This window comes from Streptomyces sp. NPDC002851 (assembly GCF_053591935.1).
Genome location: NZ_JBSFUT010000004.1, coordinates 205,655 through 230,756 on the forward strand (window position 1 = coordinate 205,655; position 25,102 = coordinate 230,756).

Consider the following 25,102-nt stretch of genomic DNA (forward strand, 5'->3'; position numbering starts at 1 on the left):
TCATCTGTCTTTGGACAGGGCCAGGAGTTCGGCGAACAGTCCGCCCGCGTGGACGAGGTCGTCGTACGTTCCGTGTTCGGTGATGCGGCCGTGGTTCATGACGACGATCCGGTCGGCCAGGCGGGCGTTCTCCAACTGGTGGGTGACGACCAGTGTGATGCGGTCGGCGGCGATGGCCTTGATCGACTCCAGGATGGCGTGTTCGCCGCGCGCGTCCATCTGGGACGTCGGCTCGTCGAGGATGAGCAGGTCGGGCCTTCGGTACAGGGCCCGTGAGCAGGCCAGGCGCTGCCACTGTCCGCCGGACAGTTCGGTGCCGCCCCACAACTCGCGGGCGAGCAGGGTGTCCAGACCGACTGGCAGCTTCTCGAGGGCGTCCCGCATGCCGACGGCGTCGACGGCCGTCCAGACCGGGGCGTCGTCCTCGGTCCTGGGCTGCCCGAGAGTGATGTTCTCGCGGGCGCGCAGCGGCCATTGGGCGAATACCTGGGGGACGAGACCGGTGTGCTCCCAGACGCTGTGCGGGTCGACGGTGGCGATGTCCTCGCCGTTCCACAGGACGCGACCCTTGTCACTCAGGAGCAGGCCGCAGATCAGGCGCATGAGGGTCGACTTGCCGGAGCCGTTCTCGCCGATGATCGCGACGATCTCGCCGCGCCGGAGGGTCAGGGAGAGGCGGTCGACGGCCGGGTCGGTCTTGCCCGGGTAGCGGTAGGTGACCTCGTCCAGGCGGATCTCCCGTACCGGAGCCGCGATGGCCAACTCGCCGCGCCTGGGCGCGCGTTGGTCCGCGAGAGCCAGGAAGGCGGTCATGTCCGCGAGATAGAGGCTGGTGTGGAACATGGCGGCGGCGTGGATGACGACCTGGTTCAGGGCGGCCAGAGTGGTCTGCACGGCGACGATCGCGGTCGCCGCGACGGCCAGGTCGACGCGCCCTGTCCGGGCGAGCCACGCCAGGGCGGCCCAGGTGAGCAGCAGGAAGGTGCCGCCGAGGGCGGAGGTGGCGAGCTGGATGCGGAGCACGCGCGGGGCGGCGGACAGGGTGCGCCGGTCGATGCGCCGGGAAATGGTGCGGTACCAGTACAGGAGATAGCCGGTCATGCCGTTGGCGCGGACCTCGTCCGCGTACTTCGACGTGGTGCTCCACCAGCGCATCATGTGCCGGACGTTGCGATCGGCCACGTTCGCGTAATGCGTCTCGTACGTCACCCGGGCCGAGAGGACGGCCCCGATGCCCGCGGGCACCACGGCCAGGAGCAGCAGCGGGAGCATCGCCGGGTGCAGGATGGACAGCACGCCGCTCGCGGTGATCATGCGTACCGCCGCGGTGGTCAGGCGGGTGGCGTCCTGCACCATCAGATGGGTCCGTACGACGCCCATCTCGGCTGATTCCTGCCGGTCGGCGAAGCCGTCCTCGCCGTACGCGGCGGTCTCGACGTTGCACACCGCGGCGACCAGCGCGGTGTCGGCTTCCGTGGTGAGCCGTGGGGTGATCCGCCCGTCCGCGTACGAGGAGAACGCGCCGGCGGCACGTCCGGCGGCCGCGGCGGAACAGATGGCGATGAGTGCGGGTGTGGCCGCGTGCAGGCGCTCCGCGATCGGCCCGGCCGCGGTGAGGTGCTGCATGGCGCGTGCGGTGAAGGCGAGCAGCACGGCGGCGCTGAGCCCGGTGAGCACCTGGCAGCCGAGCAGCAGCACGACCGCCCGGCGGTCGACGGCCCAGGCCATCGCGGCGGTCTGCCGCATCACCCCCGGAAGCCGCTTGCACATCGCGGCGAAGGAGACCTCCCCGAGCGGGTTCCTGGCGTACTGCCCGGAAAAACGGATCTGGGCGGGCTCCGGCGGTGCGGGGCGCCGGGGCGTACTGGAGTTCTTGTCCGTACCCGTACCCGTATCCGTGTCTGTGTCTGTGTTCGTGTGCCTGTGCCTGTGCATGTCCGCGGTCGTCAACGGATGACCTCCGCGTCGGCGCGTTCGAACACAAGGTGAACACCGGTGATGTTGGGGCAGGTTGACAAGGCGACTCCTCCAGCGACCTCGTACGGACAGATGCTCGGTTAACCGAGTCGATCGCTGCTCCGTAACGGTGAAGCGAGGAGGAATTTTCGGATGTCAGTGCGAACGCGAAGCGGAGTGCTTGCGGTACCGACCTTCCGGGCTGTGATCTCGCGTTCGATTTACTCGATCGGTTCGCCTCACCCGATCCGGCGATTGCGCGCACGGCACGGCACGGCACCGCAACGCACCGCACCGCGCCGGACCGGGAGCGCGTCAGTTCGCGCCCCAACCGCCGTCCAGGGAGAGCGACGCTCCGGTGATGGAGCCGCTGTGCGGGCCGCAGAGCCATACGGCGGCCGCGGCGACCTCCTCCGGTTCGAGCAGCCGCTTGATGGGGGAGCGGGTGAGCAGCACCTCGGACACGACGGCGTCGGGGCTGATGCCGTGCGCGGCGGCCTGGTCGCGGATCTGGCCCTCGACCAGCGGGGTGCGTACGTAGCCGGGGCTGACGCAGTTGCTGGTCACGCCGTGCGGTGCGCCCTCGATGGCGGCGACCTTGCTGAGGCCTTCCAGGGCGTGCTTGGCGGCCACGTACGCGGATTTGAAGGCGCTGGCGCGTAGTCCGTGCACGCTGGAGATGTTGATCACCCGGCCCCAGCCGCGTTCGTACATGGCCGGGAGCATGCGCCGGAGCAGCAGAAACGGGGCGGTGACCATCACCTGCTGGATGCGGGCGAAGGTCTGCGGCGGGAAGGCGTGGAGCGGGGCGACGTGTTGCAGCCCGGCGCTGTTGACCAGGATGTCGGCGCCTATGGGCAGCGTGTCGACGGCCGCGGCGTCCGCGAGGTCGCAGACGTGGGCCGTGCCGCCGGTGGCGTCGGCCGTGGCCTTGGCGGCCTGGGCGTCGACGTCCACCACCTCGACCGTCGCTCCGGCCGCGGCCAGGGCGAGGGCGCAGGCCCGGCCGATGCCGCTGCCCCCGCCGGTCACGAGGGCGACGCGCCCGCGCAGGTCACCGTCAGTGGTGCCGAGCCACGGCAGCGGGGTGGATGCGGGAGATCCGGTTGTCATGAACGAAAACCGTAGGCCGGTCCCCACCTGGTGCCCATGGTGCGAATCCCCGTACACGGGCGTGGAGTTATGGCGCCCGCCGCCATACGTGGTGGGCTTTCTCGCGTGCGGCGCGGGGCGGATGGCACTACCGCGGGCCACCTCGGCCGGGGCCCGGGCCGGGCGGCGCGCGGGCGCGGCCTTCCAGTCGTAGGCTCCGTATCGGACGAATCCCCCAGAAAGGATCATGCTGTGGCTTCTCGGCTCAACCCTTACATCAGTTTCTCCGGCAACGCCCGACAGGCGCTGGAGTTCTACCAGTCCGTCCTCGGCGGCGAGCTGAACCTGAACACGTACGAACAGTTCGGCGGGGCCGGTGCCGAACACGACGACAAGATCATGCATGGCATGCTGGAGACACCCCGTGGCTTCGTCCTGATGGGCGCCGACACCCCGCCCGGGATGGAGCACAAGCCCGGGAACAACTTCGCGGTGAGCCTCAGCGGCGACGACGCCGACGAACTGCGCGGCTACTGGGAGAAGCTGTCCGACGGCGCCACCGTGTCCGTCCCCCTGGAGAAGCAGATGTGGGGCGACGTATTCGGCATGTGCACCGACAAGTTCGGCGTCTCGTGGATGGTCAACATCAGCGAACCGCAGTCCTGACGGCTCGCTCAGCCGCGCAGCTCCAGGCCCAGCTCCTTCTCCAGAACATCCGCCTGCTCGGGCGTCGCGAAGACGAAGTAACTGTCGAAATTGGCATCCCGTAGGCGCACGAAACTGGCCAGATAGAAGCGGCGCGGGTCGTCGCCGGGGTCGGGGTCCACGTGGCCGATCATCTCCGATATCGCCAAATGGTCCAGGTACTCGTCCGACATGTGCTCGGTCGGCTGGGTCACCACGACGCCGTTACGGGCGAACTCAAGGAACTCCTCGTCCTCGTCGTCTCCTTTCTCATCGTTCATGCGTAGCCGGACATCGGTGATGGTGACCGCGCCGTCGGTGAGCGCCGACGCTCTCTCCAGGAAGTGCTCGTAGCTTTCCTCCAGGAAGTCGACGTCGTCCCCGTGCGCCGAGACCGCCACCCCGAACTCTTCGAGTGCGCTGGGTACTTCATGCGGGGGCAGCGGCTCGTGGGCGAGGTCGGCGAAGTGCGCGATCACCTCGGCCACCCGCTCCGGCGGCACCATGCCCATCCGCTCCAGGACCGCCCCCACGTGCGCATACGAGGACGCCCTGAACCAGAACAGCACGTCCCGCAGCCGCGCCTCCGGCTCCTGAGGCGCACCGGCCACTGCCGCGTCCGCGGTGGGCAGCAGCTCGCGCAGGCACTCCAGCGGTAGCGCCGTGCCGCCGACCCGCTTGTCCGGCTGATCCACGAACGGCACCTCGGTCCACGCGCACTCCCGGGAGCCGACCGTGCCGGGCTCGGTGTCCGGATCGAACGGGACGTACTGCCACACCGCCCCCTTGTTCCTCCGGATCACCTCGCCCAGATACCAGCAGGCGCCCTGGACGAACGGCTCCTCCCGCGCGGCGTCGAACTCCTCGACCGTGGCGAACCGCCGCCGCACGACGGCATCCAGCCAGTCCAGCGTGTCGGGGTGGAAGTTCCACCGCCACGCCCCGTCGAACGCGTCCTCGGCCCACGCGGAGAGCGCCCGCTCCCGCTCGTCCAGCCAGGCCGCGAGCGCCGGATGCTCCGGCAGCGGCGGCGCGGGGGGAACGTACGGCAGGTGCGCCCTGACCGGCTCCCACCCGTCGTCGGCCTGCTGCCGCCCCGCCACCGCCTGCCGCAGCCGCTCGGCCTCATCGGCGAAGGCCGTTCCGGTGCGCACGCGCAGCGCGTACGCGATCAGCAACATCGGTGCGATGGGCGAGAGTTCAAGCTCCTGGTCCGGCCGGACGACCGGCTGGCCCGGCAGGTCACCGAACGGCCGGGTGTTCCAGGCCCAGGAGCCGCCGGCTATCCCGAGGAGGACTTCGCCGAGATAGGCCGCCGCGCTCTGCGTGAACTCCGTTCGCCGGTACGGGTCCTGGTCGGCCGCGTAGCGCTGCAAGAGGCGGGTCTCCAGCGCGTTCAGCGACGTCGGGGCGTAGTCGTAGGCGAATTCCTCGCCGACCAGCACATGTTCCAGGAGCAGCAGTTGATACGGGAGGTCACCGGTCCACTGCTCGAGCAGCTGCTGCGGGGAGTTCGCCGGGTGTGCTGCCGGTGTCTCAGGGCTCATACGGCGACTGTAGGGGCCGCCACTGACAGTGCCCGGTCCTTGGACGGGGCCGGGCACGGTCTAACTGCAGGAGGGGCACATTCCGCGGTAGGTGATGTCGACCTCGGACACCGTGAAGCCGAAGCGCTCCTCCGCCGGAAGGGCGGCCAGTGCGTCGCCCGTCGGGTGGACGTCGCGGATGGCGCCGCAGCGGGAGCACACCAGGTGCTGGTGCGGGCGGTGCGCATTGGCGTCGTACCGCTTGGCGCGGCCGACCGTGGAGACCTCCGCGATCTCGCCGATCGAGACCAGCTCGCCCAGGGTGTTGTAGACCGTCGCCCGGGAGATCTCGGGCAGCCGCTCGGTCGCCCGCGCGTGCACCTCGTCGGCTGTGAGATGTACATGATCACCGTCGAGGACCTCCGCAACGACGCGCCGCTGGGATGTCATCCGCCAGCCACGTCCGCGCAGCCGCTCAAGGAGGTCACTCATCTGGTTCACCTATCCGGTTCTGTCGGATGCCCGAAGTTCACCAAGGGACGTTCGCATGCTTCTTGACTTGGATCGAGTCCATCGTAGGATCGGTTCTGTAGATAGCCAAGGGACAGGAAGACTGCAGCTGGGTCCTTGAGATCGAGAGGTGACGGGATCACCGCCGGGAAACCGTGTGGTGTCGACCTCGGGCTGACGGCCGCTCGCCGCGCATCCCTGGGCACCCACGCAATCCATGTATGAGCCCCTCACCGCGTCGTGTGCCGGTCTAGAGTGCCGTCGCCGACGTCGATCCCACAGGCTGTGCGGCCCCCTCCCTGACCGCCGCCGTATGTGCACGGTCATCCGTCCAGTAGGGAAGGATTCCCATGTCTGAGAACAACGAACCCATCGTCACGGAGGACCCGGAGGGCACCGGTGGCTGCCCGGTCGCGCACGGCCGTGCCCCGCACCCCACCCAGGGCGGCGGAAACCGCCAGTGGTGGCCGGACCGCCTCAACCTGAAGATCCTTGCCAAGAACCCCGCCGTGGCGAACCCGCTCGGTGAGGAGTTCGACTATGCCGAGGCGTTCCAGGCCCTTGACCTCCAGGCCGTGAAGCGGGACATCGCCGAGGTCCTGACCAGCTCGCAGGACTGGTGGCCCGCCGACTTCGGCAACTACGGCCCGCTCATGATCCGTATGGCCTGGCACAGCGCGGGCACCTACCGCATCAGCGACGGCCGCGGCGGCGCCGGGGCCGGTCAGCAGCGCTTCGCTCCGCTGAACAGCTGGCCGGACAACGCGAGCCTGGACAAGGCCCGCCGCCTGCTGTGGCCGGTCAAGAAGAAGTACGGCCAGTCGATCTCCTGGGCCGACCTCATGATCCTCACCGGCAATGTCGCCCTTGAGACGATGGGCTTCAAGACCTTCGGCTTCGGCGGCGGCCGCGAGGACGTATGGGAGGCCGAGGAGGACGTCTACTGGGGTCCCGAGACCGGCTGGCTCGACGACAAGCGCTACACCGGCGACCGTGAGCTGGAGAACCCGCTCGGCGCGGTCCAGATGGGCCTCATCTACGTCAACCCGGAGGGCCCCAACGGCAACCCGGACCCCATCGCCGCGGCTCGCGACATCCGCGAGACCTTCCGCCGGATGGCGATGAACGACGAGGAGACCGTCGCCCTCATCGCCGGTGGCCACACCTTCGGCAAGACCCACGGCGCGGGCCCGGCCGACAACGTCGGAGCCGACCCCGAGGCCGCCTCGCTGGAGCAGATGGGCCTCGGCTGGCAGAGCACGTACGGCACGGGCGTGGGCAAGGACGCCATCACCAGTGGCCTCGAGGTCACCTGGACCACGACGCCCACCCAGTGGAGCAACGGCTTCTTCAAGAACCTCTTCGAGTACGAGTACGAGCTCACCAAGAGCCCGGCCGGCGCTCACCAGTGGGTGGCGAAGAACGCCGAGGAGATCGTCCCCGACGCGTTCGACTCGTCGAAGAAGCACCGCCCGACGATGCTCACCACCGACCTGTCGCTGCGCTACGACCCGGTCTACGAGCCGATCGCCCGGCGCTTCTATGAGAACCCGGAGGAATTCGCGGACGCGTTCGCCCGCGCCTGGTACAAGCTCACGCACCGCGACATGGGCCCGATCGTGCGCTACCTCGGCCCGGAGGTTCCCTCCGAGGAGCTCCTGTGGCAGGACCCGCTGCCCCAGCGTACGTACGAGCTCATCGACGCCGCGGACATCGCCGACCTGAAGAGCCAGGTCCTCGCCACGGACCTGACGGTGTCCCAGCTCGTCTCCGCCGCCTGGGCCTCGGCCGCCTCCTTCCGCGGCAGCGACAAGCGCGGCGGCGCCAACGGCGCGCGCATCCGCCTCGAGCCGCAGCGCGGCTGGCAGGTCAACGACCCGGACCAGCTGGCGCACGTCCTGCGCACCCTCGAGGGCATCCAGGAGTCCTTCAACTCCGCCCAGAGCGGCGGCAAGCAGGTCTCCCTTGCCGACCTCATCGTGCTCGCGGGTGCCGCTGCCGTGGAGCAGGCCGCCAAGGACGCAGGCGTCGACATCGAGGTGCCCTTCACGCCGGGCCGTGTGGACGCCTCGCAGGAGCAGACGGACGTGGAGTCGTTCGCCGCGCTCGAGCCGTCCGCCGACGGGTTCCGTAACTACGTCGGCAAGGGCAACCGCCTCCCGGCCGAGTACCTGCTGCTCGACCGTGCCAACCTGCTGTCCCTGAGCGCCCCCGAGACGACCGTCCTCGTCGGCGGTCTGCGGGTCCTCGGCGCGAACCAGGGCCAGTCGAAGCACGGCGTCCTCACCAACAACCCGGGGACGCTGAGCAACGACTTCTTCGTCAACCTGCTCGACCTGGGTACGACGTGGAAGTCGACGTCCGAGGCGCAGGACGAGTTCGAGGGCCGTGACGCGGCCACCGGCGAGGTCAAGTGGACCGGCACCCGTGCCGACCTCGTCTTCGGCTCGAACTCCGAGCTGCGCGCGCTCGCCGAGGTGTACGCGAGCGACGACGCGAAGGCGAAGTTCGTGCAGGACTTCGTCGCCGCGTGGGACAAGGTCATGAACCTGGACCGGTTCGACCTCGTCTGATCAAGCCCGGATTGGACTCCGGTCGCATGTGACGTCCGGGTCGGCCCTCACCGGCCGACCCGGACGTCCCGTTTTATTGAGGTGCTCGGGCCCGGAGCGCTGTGGAACAGTGGTTCAGCGTGCCGCTTCTTCCTCCTCCCACCCCTGACGAACTCCGCCGCGATCCGCTGCCGTTGCGCGGCCGCACCGCCCTGGTCACCGGCGCCAGCCGACGCGGGGGCATCGGGTACGCCGTCGCGCGTCGGCTCGCCGCGTACGGCGCGAGCGTCTATCTGCACCACCACCTACCGCACGACGCCGAACTGCCCTGGGGCGCCGACCGGATCGAGGACGTGGTCGCCGGAGTCCGGGACGCCCTTGCCGACCCGGACGCGCGGGTCCACGACGGCGGCGGTGACCTCGCGGATCCCGAGCAGCCCGCGCGGCTCGTCGCCGACGCGGCCGCGGCGCTCGGCGGCCGCTTGGACATCCTGGTCGCCAACCACGCCCGCAGCGGCCGCGACGGCTCCCTCGACGCCGTCGACGCGGCGATGCTCGATGCCCACTGGGCCGTCGACACCCGCGCGGTGATCCTGCTGATCCAGGCGTACGCCCGGTTGCGGGCCGCGCTGCCCGAGCCGCGCCCCGGCGGGCGGGTCGTGATGATGACCTCCGGACAGGACATCGCGGGCGGCATGCCGCACGAGGTCGCGTACGCGCTCCAGAAGGGCGCGCTCGCCTCCGCCACCCGCACCCTGGCCACGGGTCTCGCGGACCTCCAGGTCACCGTGAACACCGTCAACCCCGGCCCGGTGGACACCGGTTACCTGTCGGGCACCGCCTACGACGCCATCGCCGCACGGTTCCCCGCGGGGCGCTGGGGCATGCCCGACGACCCGGCCCGCCTGATCGCCTGGCTCGCCACGGACGAGGCGGCGTGGCTCACCGGCAATGTCCTCGACTCCGAGGGTGGCTTCCGCCGCTGAAGTCGTGTGCGTGCGCCCGCTGCTGCGGGCGGCTAGCGGAGGCTGACGACGCCGCTGCTTCCGGAGCAACTGCGAGGTCAGCTCGGCTCACGGGGCGGCGGCGTACAGCTCCATCTGCATGCCCCAGGGCGTGAGGCCGTAGACCCAGCGCGTTCCGGCCGCGGGATGGCCGTCCGCGGTGATCGTCTGCGGTTCACCGCACAGCGTGGCCCCGGGCACCTCGCGCAGCCGTGCCCGGGGACGTTGACGATCACCACCGAGTCGGGTGTCGGTCGCGTGCCCGCGAGCGCGTCCACGTCCGCGGTCGACAGGGCCGAGGGCCGCTCTACGGTGAGGAGTTCCCGCACTTCCGGCCGGTCGTTGAGCCTCCCGCGTGCGGGATCACCGTGCAAGGAACGTACAAGACGGTGGGGGAGGCCGACCGGCAGCCTCGAAGCATGAGCACAGGGAACGACCACGCACACGCCCACGCCCGCGCCCACAACCAAGTCCAAGAACCCGCCTCCGCCAACACCCCCGCCCCCGCCCTCGTACGCTTCGACACCAAGATCGCCGTGTTGCTGCGCGAGGATCTGCGGTCCTGGCAGCGCCTGAACGTGACCGCGTTCCTGGTCAGCGGCCTGGGTTCGGCGGTGCCCGAGGTGATCGGTGAGCCGTACGCGGACGCCGACGGCACCGCGTATCTGCCGATGTTCCGCCAGCCCGTGCTGATCTTCGAGGGCACGAAGGAGAACCTGACCGCCGCGCACACCCGGGCCCTCTCCCGCTCGCTGCCGCTTTCGGTGTTCACCTCCGATCTGTTCGCCACGGGCAACGATCGCGACAATCGTGCGGCGGTACGGGCCGTGGGCAAGGGCCAGTTGGACCTGGTCGGGCTCGCGGTGTACGGGCCGCGGAATGCCGTGGACAAGGTACTGAAGGGCGCCCGTCTGCACCCTTGAGTACGTTGAGTACCTTGGGCCCGCAACCCCGACCACCGGCAGGACGGCGAAACGAGGCGGCGCATGCAGGAGACCCCCGAGACCCCCGAGACCCCCGAGACCCCCGAGACCCTCGACCTGGCACTCGCGCAGAAGGTGCTCGCGGCCCAGCCCTTCAGCAATCTGCTCGGCGCCCGCATGGTCGCCTTCAGTGAGGGCGAGGCGGTCCTCGAACTGGACATCCGCGACGAACTGCGCCAGCAGAACGGCTTTCTGCACGGCGGCGTCCTCAGCTACGCGGCCGACAACGCGCTGACCTTCGCCGCGGGCACGGTGGCCGGCGGCCGCGTGATGACCGCCGGGTTCACCATCGACTACCTCCGCCCGGCCGACGGCTCCGTGCTCCGTGCCCGTGCGACGGTCGTACGGGCAGGCCGCACCCGAGTGGTGTGCCGCTGCGACCTGACGACCCTGGACGCGGACGGCACGGAGACGCTGTGCGCCGTGGCGCAGGGCACCATCGCGGCGACGCGCGATCAGCGGGATCAAGCGACCTGAGCGATCTGCCAGAACTCGGCGTAACGGCCGCCGCGGCGCAGCAGTTCGTCGTGGCTGCCCTCCTCCACGATCCGGCCGCCGTCCAGGAAGGCGACGCGGTCGGCACGTTGGACGGTGCGCATCCGGTGCGCCACAAGGGCCACCGTCCGCCCCGTCTCACCCACCACCTTCGCCAGCTCTCCGGTCCGACGCCGCGAGAACCACCCGAGCGGTACGCGTCCGAGCCGCTCGGCCAGGTGCCGACGGAACGTCAATTGCACGTGCCCGTCGAGGACATGCCCGATCGCGGACGACGCCGCCGTGAACAGCATCCGTACGAACAAGCCGACCGCACCCGCGATCACGACGAACCAGACATGACCGTGATCGACCGGGCCGGGCGACAACAGCGCCCGCCCCAATTCGACGACGGCCAACAGCGGCGCCATACCCGCGACAGCGCCGATGACCTGAAGGATCACCTCGGCCGCGAAACTCCCGAGCCAGGGGCGAAGCAGCCCTGACAGGCCGCGGCCGCCCGGCGCGGGTTCGGCAGCCGATGAGGCTTCGGCGGCCGATGACGCCTCGGCAGCCGGTGGAGGCTCGGCGCCCGGTGGCGGCTGTTCCCCGCACGCGGGCAAGGTCGGTAAGGGTCATGTCGGCCATCGTTCCGGCCGCCACCGCCGCGATCAGCCGCCAACTGTCGGGCATCCCACGCCGATTGCGCACCGATCGGCGCCGCTCCGCCGCACCCCGGGTCCTATCCTCCTGCCATGGAGGCACTGGCCGTACGGCTGTCGGGACTGGATGCGTACGCCGACGGGGCGATCCGTGTCGTCATGTTCTACGACACGCTGATGCGCCGACGGGTCGACCTCCCGGCGCTCGCCCGGGCCTCGGCGGTCCTGGCCGAGTGCGTGGCCGGGATCCGGCTCCACGACACGGCCCGGGCGATCCGGCTCGCGCCCGACGGCAAGGCAGCGTCGAGCCCGCCGGGAACCGCGTCCACCACGATGCCGATCACCCTCGACGAGGAGGAGATCGGCACGGTGTGGCTGGAGCGCCCGGGACCGCCGAATCCGCTCGACGACGTGCTGCTCGACCGGCTCGCCATCGCCGCCGCGGCCGTCGCCGAGCGGTACGGCCCGGCCCGTACCACCATGGCCGACCCCGCCCTCGTCGAGATGGTGGTCAGCGCCGACAGCGACGAGGCGGCCAGGGCGCGGGCGCTGCGCCTGCTCGGCTTCGCCCCCGACGTGCCGCTGCGCGTCATCGCCGTACGCTCCCCGGTCCCGCTCGACCGGATCGGCGCCCTCATCTGCCCGAACCGCCCGGTGAAGGCGGCACCGCTCGCCGACGTCGGCGTCATCCTGGCCACCACCCTGGACGCGTCCCGCCTCCCCGAGGGCGTACGCGCGGGCATCGGCGCCGCGGAGAGCCCCGACCGGTCCTGGCGCGAGGCCCGCACCGCCCTCCGCTTCACCGGCCCCCGCGAACCCGTCATCCGCTACGACGAGTTGGGCGCCCTCGCCCTGCTCGCGGAGATACCGCAGGACGCCATGCGGGACAACGCCGACGTGGCCGCCCTCGACGGCATCGCGGCCAACCCCGAAGACCTGGAGACCCTGGAGTCCTACTGCGCCACCGGCTCCCTGCGCCGCGCCGCCGACCTTCTCCACCTGCACCACAGCAGCGTCGCCCGCCGAGTCGACCAGATCGGCAAGACCCTGGGCATCGAACTCACCGAGCCCTCAGGACTCCTACGGGCCCGACTCGCCCTCGCCGCACGCCGGTTGCTCAAAGACTGAGGTACCCGGGCGGGTCCGCCAGGGCGCGGGCCGCACCGTCCCGGGGCCGGAGGTGCTGGTCACGGGTGGGCTCCGTCTGGGCTCGGGTGCGACGGGAGCGGGTCGTGGAGTGCGATGTCGTGTTCCGCCATGGACAGGGGAGTTGGGCTGCTTCAGGATGGCGGGCGTCCACAACCGAAGGAGACGTTCACATGCATAGACGTCATCTGCTCTCGGGCAGCGCCGCCGTCGCGGCCGCCACGGTCTTACGGCCCCTGCTCCCTGGCACTACGGAGGCCACCGCCGCCCCCGCCGCTTCCCGGACCGTGCCGGAACTGCCCTCCCGGGACGAGATCCTGAACGTCCTGCACCGCGTCGCCCGGCACTGGCTCGCCGCGCACCCGGACCCGGGGGACAACGGGTGGGCCAACGCCACGTTCTTCAGCGGCCTCCTCGCCCTGCACCGACTGACCGGAACCACGGCCTACTTGGACTACGCCCGCGACTGGGCCGAGCGGCACGCGTACGGCCTCAAGGACGGCGTCACCACCCGCCACGCCGACAACCAGTGCGCCGGACAGGCCTACCTCGACCTGTACGAGATCGAGCCCGACCAGCAGAAACTCGCCGCGATCGAGACCTGCCTGCACCGCATGACCTTCACGGACCGGCCGGACAAGCACGACGACTGGTGGTGGGACGACGCCCTGCACATGGCCATGCCACCGTTCGCCCGCCTCGGCGCGCTCCGCGGCGACCCCCGCTACTGGGAGAAGATGTACCGCCTCTACGACCACACCAAGCGCACCGAAGGCGGCCCGGGTCTCCACGACGGAGCGGCCGGGGCCACCGGCCTCTGGTACCGGGACAAGCGGTTCCTGCCCGGCGGCATCCTCTCGCCCAGCGGGAAGCCCGTGCTCTGGTCACGCGGGAACGGCTGGGTGACCGGCGGCCACGTCAAGACCCTCAAGGCCCTGCCCGCGGGCGAGCCCCACACCGCCGAGTACCGCCGCACCCTGACCCGCATGGTCAAGGCGCTCGCCGGGGTGCAGCGCCCGGACGGCTTCTGGAACGTCAACCTCGCCGACCCCGCGCACCTGCCCGGACCCGAGACGAGCGGTACGTCCTTCTTCCTGTACGGCACGGCGTACGCCGTCACGGCCCGGCTCGTCGACCGCGAACGGTACCTGCCGGTGGCCGCCCGGGCGTGGGACGGCCTGGTCGGCACGGCCGTGCACCCCGACGGCTTCCTCGGCTACGTCCAGAATGTCGGCGACCGTCCCGAGTCCAGCCAGCCCGTCACGTACGACAGCACCGCGGACTTCGGCGTGGGCGCCTTCCTGCTCGCCGGGACCGAACTCGCCGCTCTCGCGCGCTGACCCCGGGGCGGGGGCAACCGGGTGGCAGGGGCCCGATTCCGAGCGTGGTGCCGCAGGGGCGTAGGGGTGCGCCGGTAGTTGTACTGACGCATCCAGTTCGATCACGCGTGCCGCTGCGGCTGCCGCTCCAGCGTCCGGCGGAGGTGGTCGGCAGTCCACGACATACACGAGATCGGAGATCCGATGGGCAGCAACCCCGGCCGGGCTCGACACTTCCTGGCGGCCGGCCTGTTGGCGGCCGCACTGGCCACGGCCGCCCCAGGCGGGGCCGCGAGTGCCGTTGCCGACTCCCTCCACGACGGCGGTGGACACGGTGGCGGTGGGCACGGCGCGGACCATGGGGCGGCCGGGCACGACGCGCAGCGCGGCGAGGTCGGACCGACGTCGGACATCTTCGCCGTCACCGTGCGCCGGGTGTCCGCCACCGGCGACCGCGCCAAGGAGGTCACGTACGAGGCGGAGGTGCGCAACCGGACCGGCCAGGAATACCCGGGGGCCGAGATCGTCCAGATGCTCCCCAGCGACGCCCGGCTCCTGGCCACGGAACCCACCGCCCGCGCCCAGCAGGACTGGCTGATCTGGGGAGAGCCCTTCAAGGCGAAGGGGCGCGCGACGGTGCGCACGACGTTCGTGCACGCGGAGTCGGGCGAGCGCGCCGCCAATGGCGAACCGGTCCAGTCGCACCCCGTCGTCTGCGTACGCCCCGACCCGCACTCCGGTTTCAGCGGCTGCGGCGGCGTCGCCCGACCGTCCACGGCGCCGACCCCGCCCGAGCAGGAGCCCGCCACGGCTCACGAAGGCGGCGGCAGCAGCGACGGCAAGCCGGTGATCGGCAACCCCGGGAGCAAGGCGACCACCGGCGCCGACGCCGCCCCCAAGACCGCCGCTGACTCGCCCTCGTCCGGACTCGGCAACGACAAGGTCCTCATGGCTGTGGCGGCAGTGGCCGGAGCTGGACTGTTCGTGGTGCTGAGGTGGCGTATTCGGCGGGGCAGGTCCACTTCCTGATGCCCTGTCGGTAGCGGCCCGGGCCGACCCGGCCCGGCTCCGGTGACCAGTGCGGCGCGTACGTCCGAGGTTGAGCTGATGCCAGGCGTCCTGGAAGCGGGCGACGGCGTCCGCTGCGCGGCGGGGACCGCCCGTCCCTCTGTTGGAGTGGACCTTGCGGTCCTGCCGCGCACGGCGCTTTGCGCGGAAGGATTATCGGACCTGGAATGACTGGCCAGTGCTCCGGAGGACCGAGCACCCACAGCAACCCGGGAGGATGCATGCCCGCTGCCACTGTTCCCCGCGCCTTGACCGTTGGCGCTCTGACCACCGCAGTTACCCTTTCGCTCACCCTGCAGGCCGCGGCGGACGCCGGGGACAAAGACACCGTGCGGGTCAGGCTTGTCGGCACCACCGTGCATGACCCGAGGTCGCCCTCCACCCGTCCGGACGCCAGCCGGGTCAGCTACCTGCACCTCTTCAACCCCAAGGGCAAGTTCGTCGGAGACGCCGGCTCACGGTGCGACGTCGTCGAAGCCGACCGGGACAGGCTGACCACCCAGTGCACGCGGGTGCTGCGGCTCAAGAACGGAGAGATCACACTCCACGACGTGATCACCCGTCAGGGCAACGAGCCCGTCACCGCGAAGACCGCCATCGCGGGCGGCACGGGCGTCTACAACGATGCCGAGGGAGAGGGCTACATCACCCTGAACGGCGACCGCGTTCTCTTCGACCTGCACGTCGACGACTGATCGGGCTGCCGTGCCCGGCAGGAACGAAGTTCGGAATAACTCGCCCGTGCTCCGGAACGCCTGGGGCGCCTGGTTCGGCCTGGAGGTGCCGTGATCAAATCGGCTGTCCGCGGTGTTGCCGTCACCGCCCTCACCACCACGTTCGCCCTTCTGCCGACGTCGGCGCAGGCCGAGGGGAAGGACAGTGACAACGACATCGAGAGGGTCGAGTTGACCGGCGTCAGCCGGCCCACCACATCGCATGCGTCCGTCCGGAGAGAGATCCGGGTCGGTGACGGCTGGACGAACCGTCTGGACCTGTACGCAGTGGGGAAGACGGAGGCGGACAAGAATCAGCTGCGGCACGCAGGTGACGGTGCGTCGGCCTGCAGCGTGGTCCACATCGACCATGACCGGGTGACCGCGCAGTGCACTCGCGTTCTGCGCTTGAAGAAGGGGTCGCTGAGGCTCAGCGACATGATCACCTACGGGCCCGTGCCGCCCGTGACGGCCAAGACCGCTATCGTCGGCGGCACCGGCGACTACCGCTCCGCCTACGGTGACGGCTACATCACCCTGGATGGCAACCACGTCCATCTGAAGCTCAACGTCGACGAATGACGCGGTATACCTGACTTCTGACGCGGTCTACCTGAGTGTTAGAGCTCCGCGAACGCGTCGAGCAGCGCTGCCGCCGCCTCCACATCGTCCGTGAGCGGCCGGTCCACCGGGTCGGGGTCGAGGGCGGCAGCGGCGAGCTCGAAGGCTCGGCCGACCGGTAGGTCCGTGTCGGGATGCAGGTCGCGCAGGCGCAACGCCCTTACCGCGGCGACCAGTTCGCAGCCCACGACCAGACGGTAGGGCTCGGCCGTGCGGAGGGTTTGGCGGGCGGCGAGGGAGGCGAAGCTGGCCTGTTCCTCCACGCCGCGGGAGAGGACGGCGTGGCCGAGCGAGGCCGGGGCGGAGAACGAGCGGAGTTCGCCCAGGGCGGCTCCGGCGGCGTACTCGAGGATCATGACGCCCGACGAGGCGGCCTCGCCCGCGGTGAGGAAGGGCTTGAGGCGGGTGTAGGCCGGTTCGTTGAGGGCGGACAGGCGGGACGTGGAGAGCCGTGCCGTGTGGACCAGGGCCAGTCTGAAGTGGTCCAGGGCCAGGGCCAGTTGGGCCATGTAGAAGCCGCCGTGGTGGTATGCGGCGCCCTCGTCGGCGCAGATCAGTGGGTTCTCGGCGGCGGCGTTGAGCTCCACGGACAGCGTGCGGTCGAGCGCGTCGGCCGCGTCGTGTGCGGGGCCGTGGATCTGTGGCAGGCAGCGGAAGCCGTACGGGTCCTGGATCCGGCCGAGCGGGGGAGTGGGGCGTTCCGGGGCGCCGAGGAGATAGCGGCTGCGGGCGGCGACCGCGTACGAGCCGGGGTGCGGGCGCGCCGCGTGGACGGGCTCGGCGAAGGCCTCGTAGGAGCCGTCGACCGCGAGGAGCGAGAGGGCGGCGACCACCTGCGTGGCCGCGACGAGGCGTCGCAGTTCGTCGAGGGCGAGCGCGGACTGGCCCAGGGTCAGGGCGTTGCTGCTGATCAGAGCCAGGGCGTCGTTGTTGTCCAGGGCGAGTGGTGCGGGGGCCTCGGGTGCTCCTGTGCCCTGCCAGGGGCGTTCGCCTGCCAGGGCGAGTCCGGCCTCGGAGAGTGCGGCGATGTCACCGGTGCCGACCGAGCCGTACTCGTGCACGACCGGGTGGGCCCCGGGCTCAAGGGCTTCGCAGAGCGCCGTGACGACGCCGGGGCGCAGGCCCGCGCCGCCTGCGAGCAGCTGATTGGCGCGGACCGCGAGCATGGCCCGGACCTCGCGCGGGGGCAGTGGCGCCCCGACGGCTCCGGCGTGTGAGCGGAGCAGTCTGAGTCCGTGCTCGGTGGCCTCCTCGGTGGGCACCGACTCGTTGCGGTTGGCGCCGACTCCGGTGGAGCGGCCGTAGACCCGGCCCGAGACGGCGAGTTCGCGGGCGGTGTTCCAGGACTCCTCGACGCGCTTCATGGCGTCGGTGCCGGGGAGGGGGCGGGCGGCGCCGTCGGCGAGGCGTACGACATCGGTGACGGTCAGGCTCCGGCCGTCGAGGACGAGGGGGGGAGGGGGCCGGGGACGCGGGCGATCCGGCCGGGGCGAGATGCAGAACGCCCTCGCCGTCGCCCTGCCGCCGGGCCTCCAAGTCCTGCCCTACGGACGGGCCGAGGACTCCGACGCCTTCGCCGTCACCCGCGAGACCGCCGAGAAGTACGGCCTGAAATCCCTCGCTGATCTGGCCGAGCACAATGGCAAGCTGGTCATCGGCGCGGCCCCCGAGGTGAAGAAGCGGGCCGTCGGCGCGGTCGGACTCAAGGACGTGTACGGCGTCGAATTCAAGGAGTTCAAGTCCCTCGACTCCTCCGGGCCGTTGGTGAAGGGCGCCCTGAAGAAGGGGGACGTGGACGTCGCCAACCTCTTCACCACCGACACCGACATCCAGGCCGAGGGCTGGGTCGTCCTCACCGACCCCAAGAACCTCATCCCCGGCCAGCACATCGTCCCCCTGATCGCCGACCGCAAGGCCGACGCCACCGTACGCAAGGCCCTCGCCCGCCTGGGCAACGCGCTGACGACCGAGCAGCTCACCGAGCTCAACCGGCAGGTCGACAAGGACAAGAAGGACCCGGAGGACGTCGCGCAGGCATGGGCGTCCGCGCACGGGCTGACGAAGCAGACCGAGAAGAACAAGAAGAAGGGGGACTGAGAACCCATGGCCGGACTCGTGGAGCAGCGCTCCATCGACGTCGTACCGGACGAGGAGCGGCACGGCACCGCCTTCTCCCAGTTCACGCTCTGGCTCGGCGCCAACCTACAGATCACCGCGGTCGTCACGGGCGCGCTCGCGGTCGTCTTCGGCGGTGATGCGGTCTGGTCGATCGTCGGCCTGGTCCTCGGCAATGTGCTCGGCGGCGCGGTGATGGCGCTGCACTCGGCGCAGGGCCCGAAGCTCGGGCTGCCCCAAATGATCCAGTCCCGCGCCCAGTTCGGGGTGTACGGGGCGGTCGTGCCGCTGCTTCTGGTGATCCTGATGTACGTCGGGTTCTTCGCGTCCGGCAGTGTGCTCGCCGGGCAGGCGGTCGGCGAGCTCACCCGCCTCGGCGAGACCCCCGGCATCCTCATCTTCGCGGCGGCCTCCGGGATCATGGCCGCGGTCGGCTACCGCTTGATCCACACCGTGGGCCGGGTGGCGAGCGTCGTCTGCGCGCTCGCCTTCGTCTATCTGGGCATCCGTCTCCTGGGGCGTACGGATCTGTGGACGCTGCTCTCGGACGCCCACTTCGACCTGCCGATGTTCCTGCTCGCGATGTCCCTTTCGGCCTCGTGGCAGCTGGCGTTCGGGCCGTACGTGGCGGACTACTCGCGCTATCTGCCGCGTACGACGCTCCCCGCGCGGCCGCGCCGTCTACATCGCCCTGATCATGATCGCGGGCACGGCGGTCGCGCTGCTCGGCAAGGACAGCTTCCTCGCCGCCTTCAAGGACTTCCTGCTCTTCCTGCTGACCTTCTTCACGCCGTGGTCGGCGATCAACCTGGTCGACTACTACCTGATCTCGCGCGAGCGGTACGACATCCCGGCCCTGGTCGACCCGCACGGAAGGTATGGCACCTGGCGCTGGGACGCCCTGTCGGTGTACGTCATCGGCCTCCTGGCCCAACTCCCGTTCCTGGTCACGCACTTCTACACGGGCGCTCTGGTGGCCCCACTGGGCGGCGCGGACATCTCGTGGATCGTGGGCCTGGCCGTCCCGGCGCTCCTGTACTGGCTGGTGGCGCGGCGCAGCGGGGCACGCAGGGCGGCCGGAATCGCCGCGGCGGAACCCGGACCGGCCCGGGAATCCGGGGCGGCGGCCCACGAACCGGCAACCCCTTCCTGATGATTCACTCCGCAGTCGGCCAAGGCCTGTTAAACATGCACTGAACATGACATCCCCTGACTAGCGTCCGGAGCATGTCCACCAACCGAAGAACCTTCCTCGCGGCCGCAGCCACCGCCGCGCTCGCCACTACCACCGCCGCCTCGGCCACCACCAGGTCCGCCTCGGCCGCCACCCCGGTCACCGCCTCCGCGGCGGCCGGGGACGGCGGCCCCGACCCCCGCCACCTGACGGTCCCTCTGACGGCCCGCCAGGCCCTCGCCCGGCTCATCGAGGGCAACCGGCGGTACGCCGCCGTCCACTCCCGCCACCCGCACGAGGACCTCGCCCGGCGGCACTCCCTCGTGGGCGGCCAGCATCCGTTCGCGACCGTCCTCGGCTGCGTCGACTCCCGCGTACCGCCCGAGCTGATCTTCGACCAGGGCCTCGGCGACCTGTTCTGCATGCGTACGGCGGGTCATGTCCTGGACGAGGCGGTCCTCGGCTCGATCCAGTACGGCATAGCGGAGCTGCACATCCCCCTGGTCCTCGTCCTCGGCCACGAGGGGTGCGGCGCGGTCGCGGCCACCCTCGACCACGTACGCACCGGGGAACCCGCCCCCGGCCACCTCGCCCGCCTCATCGACTCCATATCACTCGCGGCCGAAGCCACCCGGGAAGGCCCCGGCGACTGGGCGGACCGCGCGGTACGCACCAACTCGCTCCGCGTCCGCGACGCCCTGCGACGGGACCACGAGCTCTCCGGCACGACGGTGCTCGCGGCCCGCTTCGACCTGGACTCGGGACGGGTCGGACTGCTGCCCTGACCCGCGTTCGGAGAGCGAGTGTGCGTGGGGGCCGACGGTCCCGCACCCGCCCGAACCGGGCGCGTGCGGGACCGTCACCGACCGCTTACAGCGGCGGCGGATTCACGGCGCCGTGCTCACCACATCACGGGGAACCGCTCCGGGATCCGCTTCATGAACCTGGTCCGCCACACCAACTGCTCGGCCGGGACGGCGAGCCGGAGGTCCGGCATCCGGTCGAGCAGGGTCTCCAGGGCGATCTCGGTGTGCTTCTTGCCGAGCGCGGTGGCCGGGCAGTAGTGCCGGCCGCCGCCGAAGGACAGGTGGGTGGCCCGGTTCTCACGGGTCAGGTCGACCGTGTGCGGGTCCGGGAACTGCGCCGGGTCGAAGTTGGCGCCCTCCACCAGGACAAGGACCAACTCGCCCTGCTTCACCTCCACATCGCCCAGCGTGACGTCCTCGGTGGCCAGGCGCGGCAGGCCGTCGCCGATGGACAGGTTGATCCGCAGCAGCTCGTCGACCGCGGCCGGGATCCTGCTCCGGTCGGCGAGCAGCTCGGCGTGCAGCTCCGGGTGCAGGAGGAGCGAGAAGACCGCCATGGTCAGGAACGACGCCGTGGAGATCACCCCGGCGCCGAACATGGTCACACCGACCGTGGCCAGCATCTCGTCCGTCAGGTGCGCATACTCCGGGTCCCCGCGCAGCCCCGCGAGCTCGGCCATCAGGCCCGTCGTCGCCGGGTCGTCGAGGCGCTCGACCATATAGGCCATGTCGCGGTCCCAGTTCAGCCGCGCGCCGGTGACCGGGCACGCCGAGTTCATGAACGCGATGTCCAGGCTGCGTGCGAGCCGGGGCCCGTGCTCGAGCGGCAGGCCGAGGATGCGGCAGTGCATCGCCTCGGAGTACGGGTTGGCGAACTCGCCGCGCAGGTCCACCGGGGCGCCCTCCGCGAGCAGTCCGTCCACCAGCTCGTCGGCGTACGAGCGCATCCAGTCGATCAGGCCGTCGGCCTTCGGGTTGATGGCCTTCAGGACGGCCTTGCGCAGCCCGGCCCCCGTGATGTTGCCCATGTTGTTGACGACCTCCGGCGGGATCGTCAGGGCGTACTGCCGGGGTGCGCCCGGCGCCGAGGTGTCCTTGAGGCTGAACCGCGGATCCTCCAGGACCTGCTTGCACAGCTCGTACGACGACACCAGCCACGCCGGGTCGCCCGCGATGGTGCGCACGCGCTTGACGGGTTCCTTGCGCAGGATCTCCATTTCGTACGGGAGTTGGTCGCCCCGCGAGGAGAAGGGGAAGTCGAGGAGGGCTTCGGTAGCGGCGGCGGTCAACGCACTTCTCCTTCGGTGGATACGGAGGATGCGGAGGCAGTCGGTGCGGCGGGGGTGACGATGGCGTGCCCCTGGTTGCGGGAGGCACGCAGCCCGGAGCCGCGGGAGTAAAGGAGTTCGGCCATCGGCAGGAGCTGGTGATAACAGTTCAGCGAGGACGGCACCCCCAGGATGGCGGGGGTGTCGAGGAACAGCGGCGCCTCGGCGCAGACGTACTCCAGGCACACGGCGCGCTGCCGTTCCGTACTGCTCTTGCCGTCGAGCACCTTGGAGGACAGGAAGGAGTCCACGAGCCGTTCGCAGGTCGTGCGGAAGTCGGCATCGGATTCAAGGAGGGTCCACAGGTGGTCGTGGATCCTTCGGTACTCCGCGTTCGACGCGAAGTCCGACATGGCGTACGCCCCGATGCGGCCGCCCGCGGCCCGGGCGTCCTGCACCGCGTTGGTCACCTTGGCCCGCACGCCGCGCATGTTCTTCACCGCCTTGCGGCGTGCGTCCTGCGTGCTGTATCCGAACGTCTCGTACATCTCGGCCACATGCAGGTCGGTATACACGAAGTCGACCTGGTCGAAGTGCTCGACGCCCCAGCGGGCCAGGTCGTGCAGGCGCTGGGCCGAGAAGTAGCTGTTGCCCGGTGAGACGCCGATGATGGCGTGGTCCGCGGCCGCGTGGATCACCTCGCAGTGCGGGGTGTAGGGCCTGACGGCAAAGATTCCGGTTGCAATTGCAGGTGAGGGGCAGGACTGAATCTCAAGGATTTCGGTCGCTGTCGTCAACTGAAAGTGTCCTTCGGGTCGCTAGTCCCTGGAGGCCCCGTGCCTCCGGTGTGGCGACGCGCGAGAAGTTAGTACCGCACACGGAGAGTGTCAACGGCGGTCCAGACAGTGACACTATCGCGAATGCGAAGATTTTGTCTGTCGTTCAACTGCCGTATACGCGAGGGGAAGTCGACCCGACTTCATCAGCGACCTCTCTAGGGTGTGGGTCGTGATCGTCGACCGCCCGGCCCGGAGGTGCCATGGCCCCGTCCCTGCAGATGAAGTTGCGCGCGATAACGCTCGACTGCTCCGACCCCATGGCCCTGTTGGAGTTCTACCGGCAGGCCACCGGCCTCGAACCGCACCCGAAATCCGACGCCGAATTCGCCGGTCTCACCCGCGAGGACGGGCTCTTCATCGGCTTTCAACGGGTCGACGACTACCGGGCTCCGTGCTGGCCCGATCAGACCGTTCCCCAGCAGTTTCACCTCGACTTCGCGGTGGACGATCTCGACGAGGCCGAGGCTCGGCTGCTTGAACTCGGCGCGGGGAAGCCGGATTACCAGCCGAATGAGGGCAGGTGGCGGGTCCTCACCGATCCGGCCGGGCATCCGTTCTGCCTGATCGTGGGCTGATTTGCGCCACGTCATCGGAGCGCTCGACACCGTACCGGCCACCGGGAGAGGTGCACCCGAGAACAAGCCCACGGACCGATACGGACCCCGTCCGGGGTCATGGCGTACGGCACGGCGAGCATCCTTCCAGGGGGCAGCCAGGGATGAGGGTGAGCTCTCGGGGCGCGGGGCTCAAGATCCCGTATCGGCCCCGGTGTTGGTGCCGTACCGGAGCCCGTCCACGAGCAGGGCGATCATGCGCTGCGTGTGGCCGTTGTCGTCCGCCTGGGCGGGCAGGGTCAGGTTGGCCACCGCGCGCAGCAGGTCTTCGGGGTCGATGTCGGAGCGGATCCGTCCGGCCTGCGCGGCGGTGTCGAGGAGTCCGCGGAGCACGGGCACGAAGCGCTCCTGGAAGTAGCAGGGCAGGCTGTCGTACGCCGGGTCTCCTGAGTGCAGAGCCGCGCTGAGTCCGCGCTTGGTGGCGATGAACTCCGAGAAGCGCCGCAGCCATTGAGCGAGCGCTTCGACCGGTGCGTGCTGGGCCGCGAGCGCGGGTGCGGCGCTCGCGCAGGCGTCGACCTCGTGGCGGAAGACGGCGGCGATGAGGTCCGAGCGCTGCGGGAAGTGCCGGTAGAGGGTGCCCGCTCCGACGCCCGCCTTGGCGGTGATCTGGCGTACGGGGGCGTCCACGCCGGAGGTGGTGAACACTTCCGCGGCCGCGGTGAGCAGGGTGTCGATGCTGCGTTGCGCGTCGGCCCGCACGCGCTGGCGTGGGTGCTCCGCATCCGTGCGGCCAGGGTTCACGGTCTCCTCCTCTTGATGACCCTTTTGCTGACTCTTGCTAACCGGAACACTGTTCCGTATCGTTTCCAGCAGAGCGGAACACTGTTCCGCTTACGTAAGCGTAGCGCGCTGCCACGGACACCTCCCACGTACGAGGAGAACCATGAAGTACCGCACGCTGGGCCGGACCGGCATCAAGGTCAGCCCTTACTGCCTGGGCGCGATGATGTTCGGCTCCGTAGGCAACCCCGACCACGACGACTCGATCCGCATCATCCACAAGGCGCTGGACGCGGGCATCAACTTCATCGACACCGCCGACGCCTACTCACAGGGCGAGTCCGAGGAAATCGTCGGCAAGGCCCTCAAGGGCGGTCGCCGCGACAACGTCGTACTGGCCACCAAGGCCCACCTGCCGATGGGCGACGACCCCAACCAGCAGGGCAACTCGCGGCGTTGGCTGATCCGCGCCCTCGAGGACTCGCTGCGCCGCCTCGGGACCGACCACGTCGACCTGTACCAGATCCACCGGCCCGCGCCGGACACCGATGTCGAGGAGACCCTCTCGGCCCTCACCGACCTGGTACGCGCGGGCAAGGTCCGGTCGATCGGAACCTCCTGCTTCCCCGCCTCGGAGATCGTCGAGGCGCAGTGGGTCGCCGAGCGGCGCGGCCTGGAGCGGTTCCGCGCCGAGCAGCCGACGTACTCGATCCTCAACCGCGGCATCGAGCGCGAGGTCCTGCCGGTCTGCGAGCGGTACGGCATGGGCACCCTGGTCTGGAGCCCGCTCGCGGGCGGCCTGCTCACCGGCCGCTACCGCAAGGGCAAGCAGCCCGACACGCACCGGGCCGCCTACGGCTTCAAGCACATGAGCGACGAGAACCGCCTCGACGCCGTCGAAAAACTCATCCCGCTCGCCGCGGAGGCCGGGATGTCGCTCACTCACATGGCGACGGCCTTCGCGATCGCTCACCCCGGCGTCACGTCCGCGATCATCGGCCCGCGCACCATGGACCACCTCGACGACCTTCTCGCGGGCGCCGAGACGACCCTGACCGACGACATCCTCGACAGCATCGACGCCATCGCACCCCCCGGCAACGACATCGGCGCACTCGAGATGGCCTACAGCACCCCCGCCATCCAACACGCCGCGCTCCGCCGCCGCCTGCCCGACGACCGCTCCGCGTCCGTCTGACGGCCGCCCGTCCAACGGTCCAACAACCGCCCGTTGACGGGGCTCGATGCCGCTG

At 70.3% G+C, this 25,102-nt stretch carries 23 protein-coding genes and 2 pseudogenes; 15 read left to right on the forward strand and 10 right to left on the reverse strand.

Going from position 1 to position 25,102, the window contains the following annotated elements:
• Positions 1 to 1,935 carry an ATP-binding cassette domain-containing protein gene (locus tag ACWD10_RS06305; protein WP_451087585.1) on the reverse strand — a complete coding sequence of 645 codons (1,935 nt, stop codon included), beginning with the start codon at positions 1,933 to 1,935 and terminating at the stop codon, positions 1 to 3.
• 336 nt (positions 1,936 to 2,271) lie between these two features.
• Entirely contained in the window at positions 2,272 to 3,069 is a 798-nt protein-coding gene (locus ACWD10_RS06310; RefSeq protein WP_451087587.1) for a 3-hydroxybutyrate dehydrogenase, read from the reverse strand.
• 231 nt (positions 3,070 to 3,300) lie between these two features.
• Here ACWD10_RS06310 and ACWD10_RS06315 point away from each other — a divergent pair, with 231 nt between their 5' ends.
• Positions 3,301 to 3,714 (forward strand): VOC family protein, encoded by a 414-nt coding sequence (locus ACWD10_RS06315; protein WP_451087589.1) that lies wholly within the window; start codon positions 3,301 to 3,303, stop codon positions 3,712 to 3,714.
• 8 nt (positions 3,715 to 3,722) lie between these two features.
• Here ACWD10_RS06315 and ACWD10_RS06320 read toward each other — a convergent pair whose 3' ends face one another.
• Together ACWD10_RS06320 and ACWD10_RS06325 are read right to left on the reverse strand one after the other, a co-directional pair.
• On the reverse strand, positions 3,723 to 5,279 hold the full coding sequence (locus ACWD10_RS06320) for a hypothetical protein (RefSeq protein WP_451087591.1): 1,557 nt from the start codon (positions 5,277 to 5,279) through the stop codon (positions 3,723 to 3,725).
• Between the two features lie 60 nt (positions 5,280 to 5,339).
• Positions 5,340 to 5,750, reverse strand: coding sequence for a Fur family transcriptional regulator (locus tag ACWD10_RS06325; protein WP_451087593.1), 411 nt, complete (start codon positions 5,748 to 5,750; stop codon positions 5,340 to 5,342).
• Between the two features lie 368 nt (positions 5,751 to 6,118).
• Between ACWD10_RS06325 and katG the strand changes: the two genes are divergently transcribed.
• On the forward strand, positions 6,119 to 8,341 hold the full coding sequence (katG, locus tag ACWD10_RS06330; protein ID WP_451087595.1) for a catalase/peroxidase HPI: 2,223 nt from the start codon (positions 6,119 to 6,121) through the stop codon (positions 8,339 to 8,341).
• Positions 8,342 to 8,460: 119 nt separating this feature from the next.
• Complete coding sequence (locus tag ACWD10_RS06335) at positions 8,461 to 9,306, forward strand: SDR family oxidoreductase (RefSeq protein WP_451087597.1); 846 nt, start codon at positions 8,461 to 8,463, stop codon at positions 9,304 to 9,306.
• Positions 9,307 to 9,393: 87 nt separating this feature from the next.
• Here ACWD10_RS06335 and ACWD10_RS06340 read toward each other — a convergent pair whose 3' ends face one another.
• A complete protein-coding gene (locus ACWD10_RS06340) occupies positions 9,394 to 9,525 on the reverse strand; it encodes a hypothetical protein (protein ID WP_451087599.1) in 132 nt (43 codons plus the stop codon).
• 218 nt (positions 9,526 to 9,743) lie between these two features.
• On the opposite strand from ACWD10_RS06340, the gene ACWD10_RS06345 reads away from it, so the two are divergent.
• Both ACWD10_RS06345 and ACWD10_RS06350 read left to right on the forward strand, forming a co-directional pair.
• A complete protein-coding gene (locus ACWD10_RS06345) occupies positions 9,744 to 10,247 on the forward strand; it encodes a DUF2000 family protein (RefSeq protein ID WP_451087601.1) in 504 nt (167 codons plus the stop codon).
• Between the two features lie 63 nt (positions 10,248 to 10,310).
• Entirely contained in the window at positions 10,311 to 10,784 is a 474-nt protein-coding gene (locus ACWD10_RS06350; RefSeq protein WP_451087603.1) for a PaaI family thioesterase, read from the forward strand.
• On the opposite strand, the gene ACWD10_RS06355 is transcribed toward ACWD10_RS06350, so the two are convergent.
• Positions 10,772 to 11,290, reverse strand: a complete 519-nt coding sequence (locus ACWD10_RS06355; RefSeq protein WP_451087807.1) for a hypothetical protein — start codon at positions 11,288 to 11,290, stop codon at positions 10,772 to 10,774. The two genes, ACWD10_RS06350 and ACWD10_RS06355, sit on opposite strands and share 13 nt — an antisense overlap.
• Before the next feature lie 246 nt (positions 11,291 to 11,536).
• Between ACWD10_RS06355 and ACWD10_RS06360 the strand changes: the two genes are divergently transcribed.
• The 5 genes from ACWD10_RS06360 to ACWD10_RS06380 all read left to right on the forward strand — a co-directional run bounded on the left by ACWD10_RS06360 (position 11,537) and on the right by ACWD10_RS06380 (position 16,271).
• Positions 11,537 to 12,571: a PucR family transcriptional regulator gene (locus ACWD10_RS06360; protein ID WP_451087605.1), complete on the forward strand. Its 1,035-nt coding sequence runs from the start codon at positions 11,537 to 11,539 to the stop codon at positions 12,569 to 12,571.
• A gap of 191 nt (positions 12,572 to 12,762) precedes the next feature.
• Positions 12,763 to 13,929, forward strand: a complete 1,167-nt coding sequence (locus tag ACWD10_RS06365) for a glycoside hydrolase family 88 protein (protein WP_451087607.1) — start codon at positions 12,763 to 12,765, stop codon at positions 13,927 to 13,929.
• 183 nt (positions 13,930 to 14,112) lie between these two features.
• Positions 14,113 to 14,937, forward strand: a complete 825-nt coding sequence (locus tag ACWD10_RS06370) for a hypothetical protein (protein WP_451087609.1) — start codon at positions 14,113 to 14,115, stop codon at positions 14,935 to 14,937.
• A 260-nt stretch (positions 14,938 to 15,197) separates the two neighbouring features.
• A complete protein-coding gene (locus tag ACWD10_RS06375; RefSeq protein ID WP_451087611.1) occupies positions 15,198 to 15,671 on the forward strand; it encodes a hypothetical protein in 474 nt (157 codons plus the stop codon).
• A gap of 90 nt (positions 15,672 to 15,761) precedes the next feature.
• Positions 15,762 to 16,271, forward strand: coding sequence for a hypothetical protein (locus ACWD10_RS06380; RefSeq protein WP_451087613.1), 510 nt, complete (start codon positions 15,762 to 15,764; stop codon positions 16,269 to 16,271).
• A gap of 38 nt (positions 16,272 to 16,309) precedes the next feature.
• Here the strand turns inward: ACWD10_RS06380 and ACWD10_RS06385 are convergent, their stop codons facing one another.
• Entirely contained in the window at positions 16,310 to 17,806 is a 1,497-nt protein-coding gene (locus ACWD10_RS06385) for an aromatic amino acid ammonia-lyase (protein WP_451087809.1), read from the reverse strand.
• On the opposite strand from ACWD10_RS06385, the pseudogene ACWD10_RS06390 reads away from it, so the two are divergent.
• The 3 genes and pseudogenes from ACWD10_RS06390 to ACWD10_RS06400 form a co-directional block, all read left to right on the forward strand.
• A pseudogene (locus ACWD10_RS06390) lies at positions 17,799 to 18,407 on the forward strand (ABC transporter substrate-binding protein); the annotation flags it as partial. The gene ACWD10_RS06385 and the pseudogene ACWD10_RS06390 overlap by 8 nt on opposite strands.
• Positions 18,408 to 18,413: 6 nt before the next feature.
• Positions 18,414 to 19,578 (forward strand): annotated as a pseudogene (locus ACWD10_RS06395) (purine-cytosine permease family protein).
• Positions 19,579 to 19,652: 74 nt separating this feature from the next.
• Complete coding sequence (locus ACWD10_RS06400; protein ID WP_451087615.1) at positions 19,653 to 20,384, forward strand: carbonic anhydrase; 732 nt, start codon at positions 19,653 to 19,655, stop codon at positions 20,382 to 20,384.
• Positions 20,385 to 20,500: 116 nt separating this feature from the next.
• On the opposite strand, the gene ACWD10_RS06405 is transcribed toward ACWD10_RS06400, so the two are convergent.
• Both ACWD10_RS06405 and ACWD10_RS06410 read right to left on the reverse strand, forming a co-directional pair.
• Positions 20,501 to 21,694, reverse strand: coding sequence for a cytochrome P450 (locus tag ACWD10_RS06405; RefSeq protein WP_451087617.1), 1,194 nt, complete (start codon positions 21,692 to 21,694; stop codon positions 20,501 to 20,503).
• Positions 21,691 to 22,470: a tRNA-dependent cyclodipeptide synthase gene (locus ACWD10_RS06410; RefSeq protein ID WP_451087619.1), complete on the reverse strand. Its 780-nt coding sequence runs from the start codon at positions 22,468 to 22,470 to the stop codon at positions 21,691 to 21,693. Before ACWD10_RS06410 ends, ACWD10_RS06405 begins: the two co-directional genes overlap by 4 nt.
• 242 nt (positions 22,471 to 22,712) lie before the next feature.
• Here ACWD10_RS06410 and ACWD10_RS06415 point away from each other — a divergent pair, with 242 nt between their 5' ends.
• Positions 22,713 to 23,087, forward strand: coding sequence for a VOC family protein (locus ACWD10_RS06415; RefSeq protein WP_451087621.1), 375 nt, complete (start codon positions 22,713 to 22,715; stop codon positions 23,085 to 23,087).
• A 171-nt stretch (positions 23,088 to 23,258) separates the two neighbouring features.
• Here ACWD10_RS06415 and ACWD10_RS06420 read toward each other — a convergent pair whose 3' ends face one another.
• Entirely contained in the window at positions 23,259 to 23,870 is a 612-nt protein-coding gene (locus ACWD10_RS06420; protein ID WP_451087623.1) for a TetR/AcrR family transcriptional regulator, read from the reverse strand.
• 142 nt (positions 23,871 to 24,012) lie between these two features.
• Here ACWD10_RS06420 and ACWD10_RS06425 point away from each other — a divergent pair, with 142 nt between their 5' ends.
• Entirely contained in the window at positions 24,013 to 25,047 is a 1,035-nt protein-coding gene (locus ACWD10_RS06425) for an aldo/keto reductase (protein ID WP_451087625.1), read from the forward strand.
• Positions 25,048 to 25,102: the final 55 nt, after the last annotated feature.

Excerpts from the sequence above, each read along its gene's own strand:
- ACWD10_RS06305 (WP_451087585.1), bottom strand. The coding sequence starts at position 1,935 with ATGCACAGGCACAGGCACACGAACACAGACACAGACACGGATACGGGT.
- ACWD10_RS06310 (WP_451087587.1), bottom strand. The coding sequence starts at position 3,069 with ATGACAACCGGATCTCCCGCATCCACCCCGCTGCCGTGGCTCGGCACC.
- ACWD10_RS06320 (WP_451087591.1), bottom strand. The coding sequence starts at position 5,279 with ATGAGCCCTGAGACACCGGCAGCACACCCGGCGAACTCCCCGCAGCAG.
- ACWD10_RS06325 (WP_451087593.1), bottom strand. The coding sequence starts at position 5,750 with ATGAGTGACCTCCTTGAGCGGCTGCGCGGACGTGGCTGGCGGATGACA.
- katG (WP_451087595.1), top strand. The coding sequence starts at position 6,119 with ATGTCTGAGAACAACGAACCCATCGTCACGGAGGACCCGGAGGGCACC.
- ACWD10_RS06345 (WP_451087601.1), top strand. The coding sequence starts at position 9,744 with ATGAGCACAGGGAACGACCACGCACACGCCCACGCCCGCGCCCACAAC.
- ACWD10_RS06350 (WP_451087603.1), top strand. The coding sequence starts at position 10,311 with ATGCAGGAGACCCCCGAGACCCCCGAGACCCCCGAGACCCCCGAGACC.
- ACWD10_RS06360 (WP_451087605.1), top strand. The coding sequence starts at position 11,537 with ATGGAGGCACTGGCCGTACGGCTGTCGGGACTGGATGCGTACGCCGAC.
- ACWD10_RS06365 (WP_451087607.1), top strand. The coding sequence starts at position 12,763 with ATGCATAGACGTCATCTGCTCTCGGGCAGCGCCGCCGTCGCGGCCGCC.
- ACWD10_RS06370 (WP_451087609.1), top strand. The coding sequence starts at position 14,113 with ATGGGCAGCAACCCCGGCCGGGCTCGACACTTCCTGGCGGCCGGCCTG.
- ACWD10_RS06375 (WP_451087611.1), top strand. The coding sequence starts at position 15,198 with ATGCCCGCTGCCACTGTTCCCCGCGCCTTGACCGTTGGCGCTCTGACC.
- ACWD10_RS06400 (WP_451087615.1), top strand. The coding sequence starts at position 19,653 with ATGTCCACCAACCGAAGAACCTTCCTCGCGGCCGCAGCCACCGCCGCG.
- ACWD10_RS06415 (WP_451087621.1), top strand. The coding sequence starts at position 22,713 with ATGGCCCCGTCCCTGCAGATGAAGTTGCGCGCGATAACGCTCGACTGC.
- ACWD10_RS06425 (WP_451087625.1), top strand. The coding sequence starts at position 24,013 with ATGAAGTACCGCACGCTGGGCCGGACCGGCATCAAGGTCAGCCCTTAC.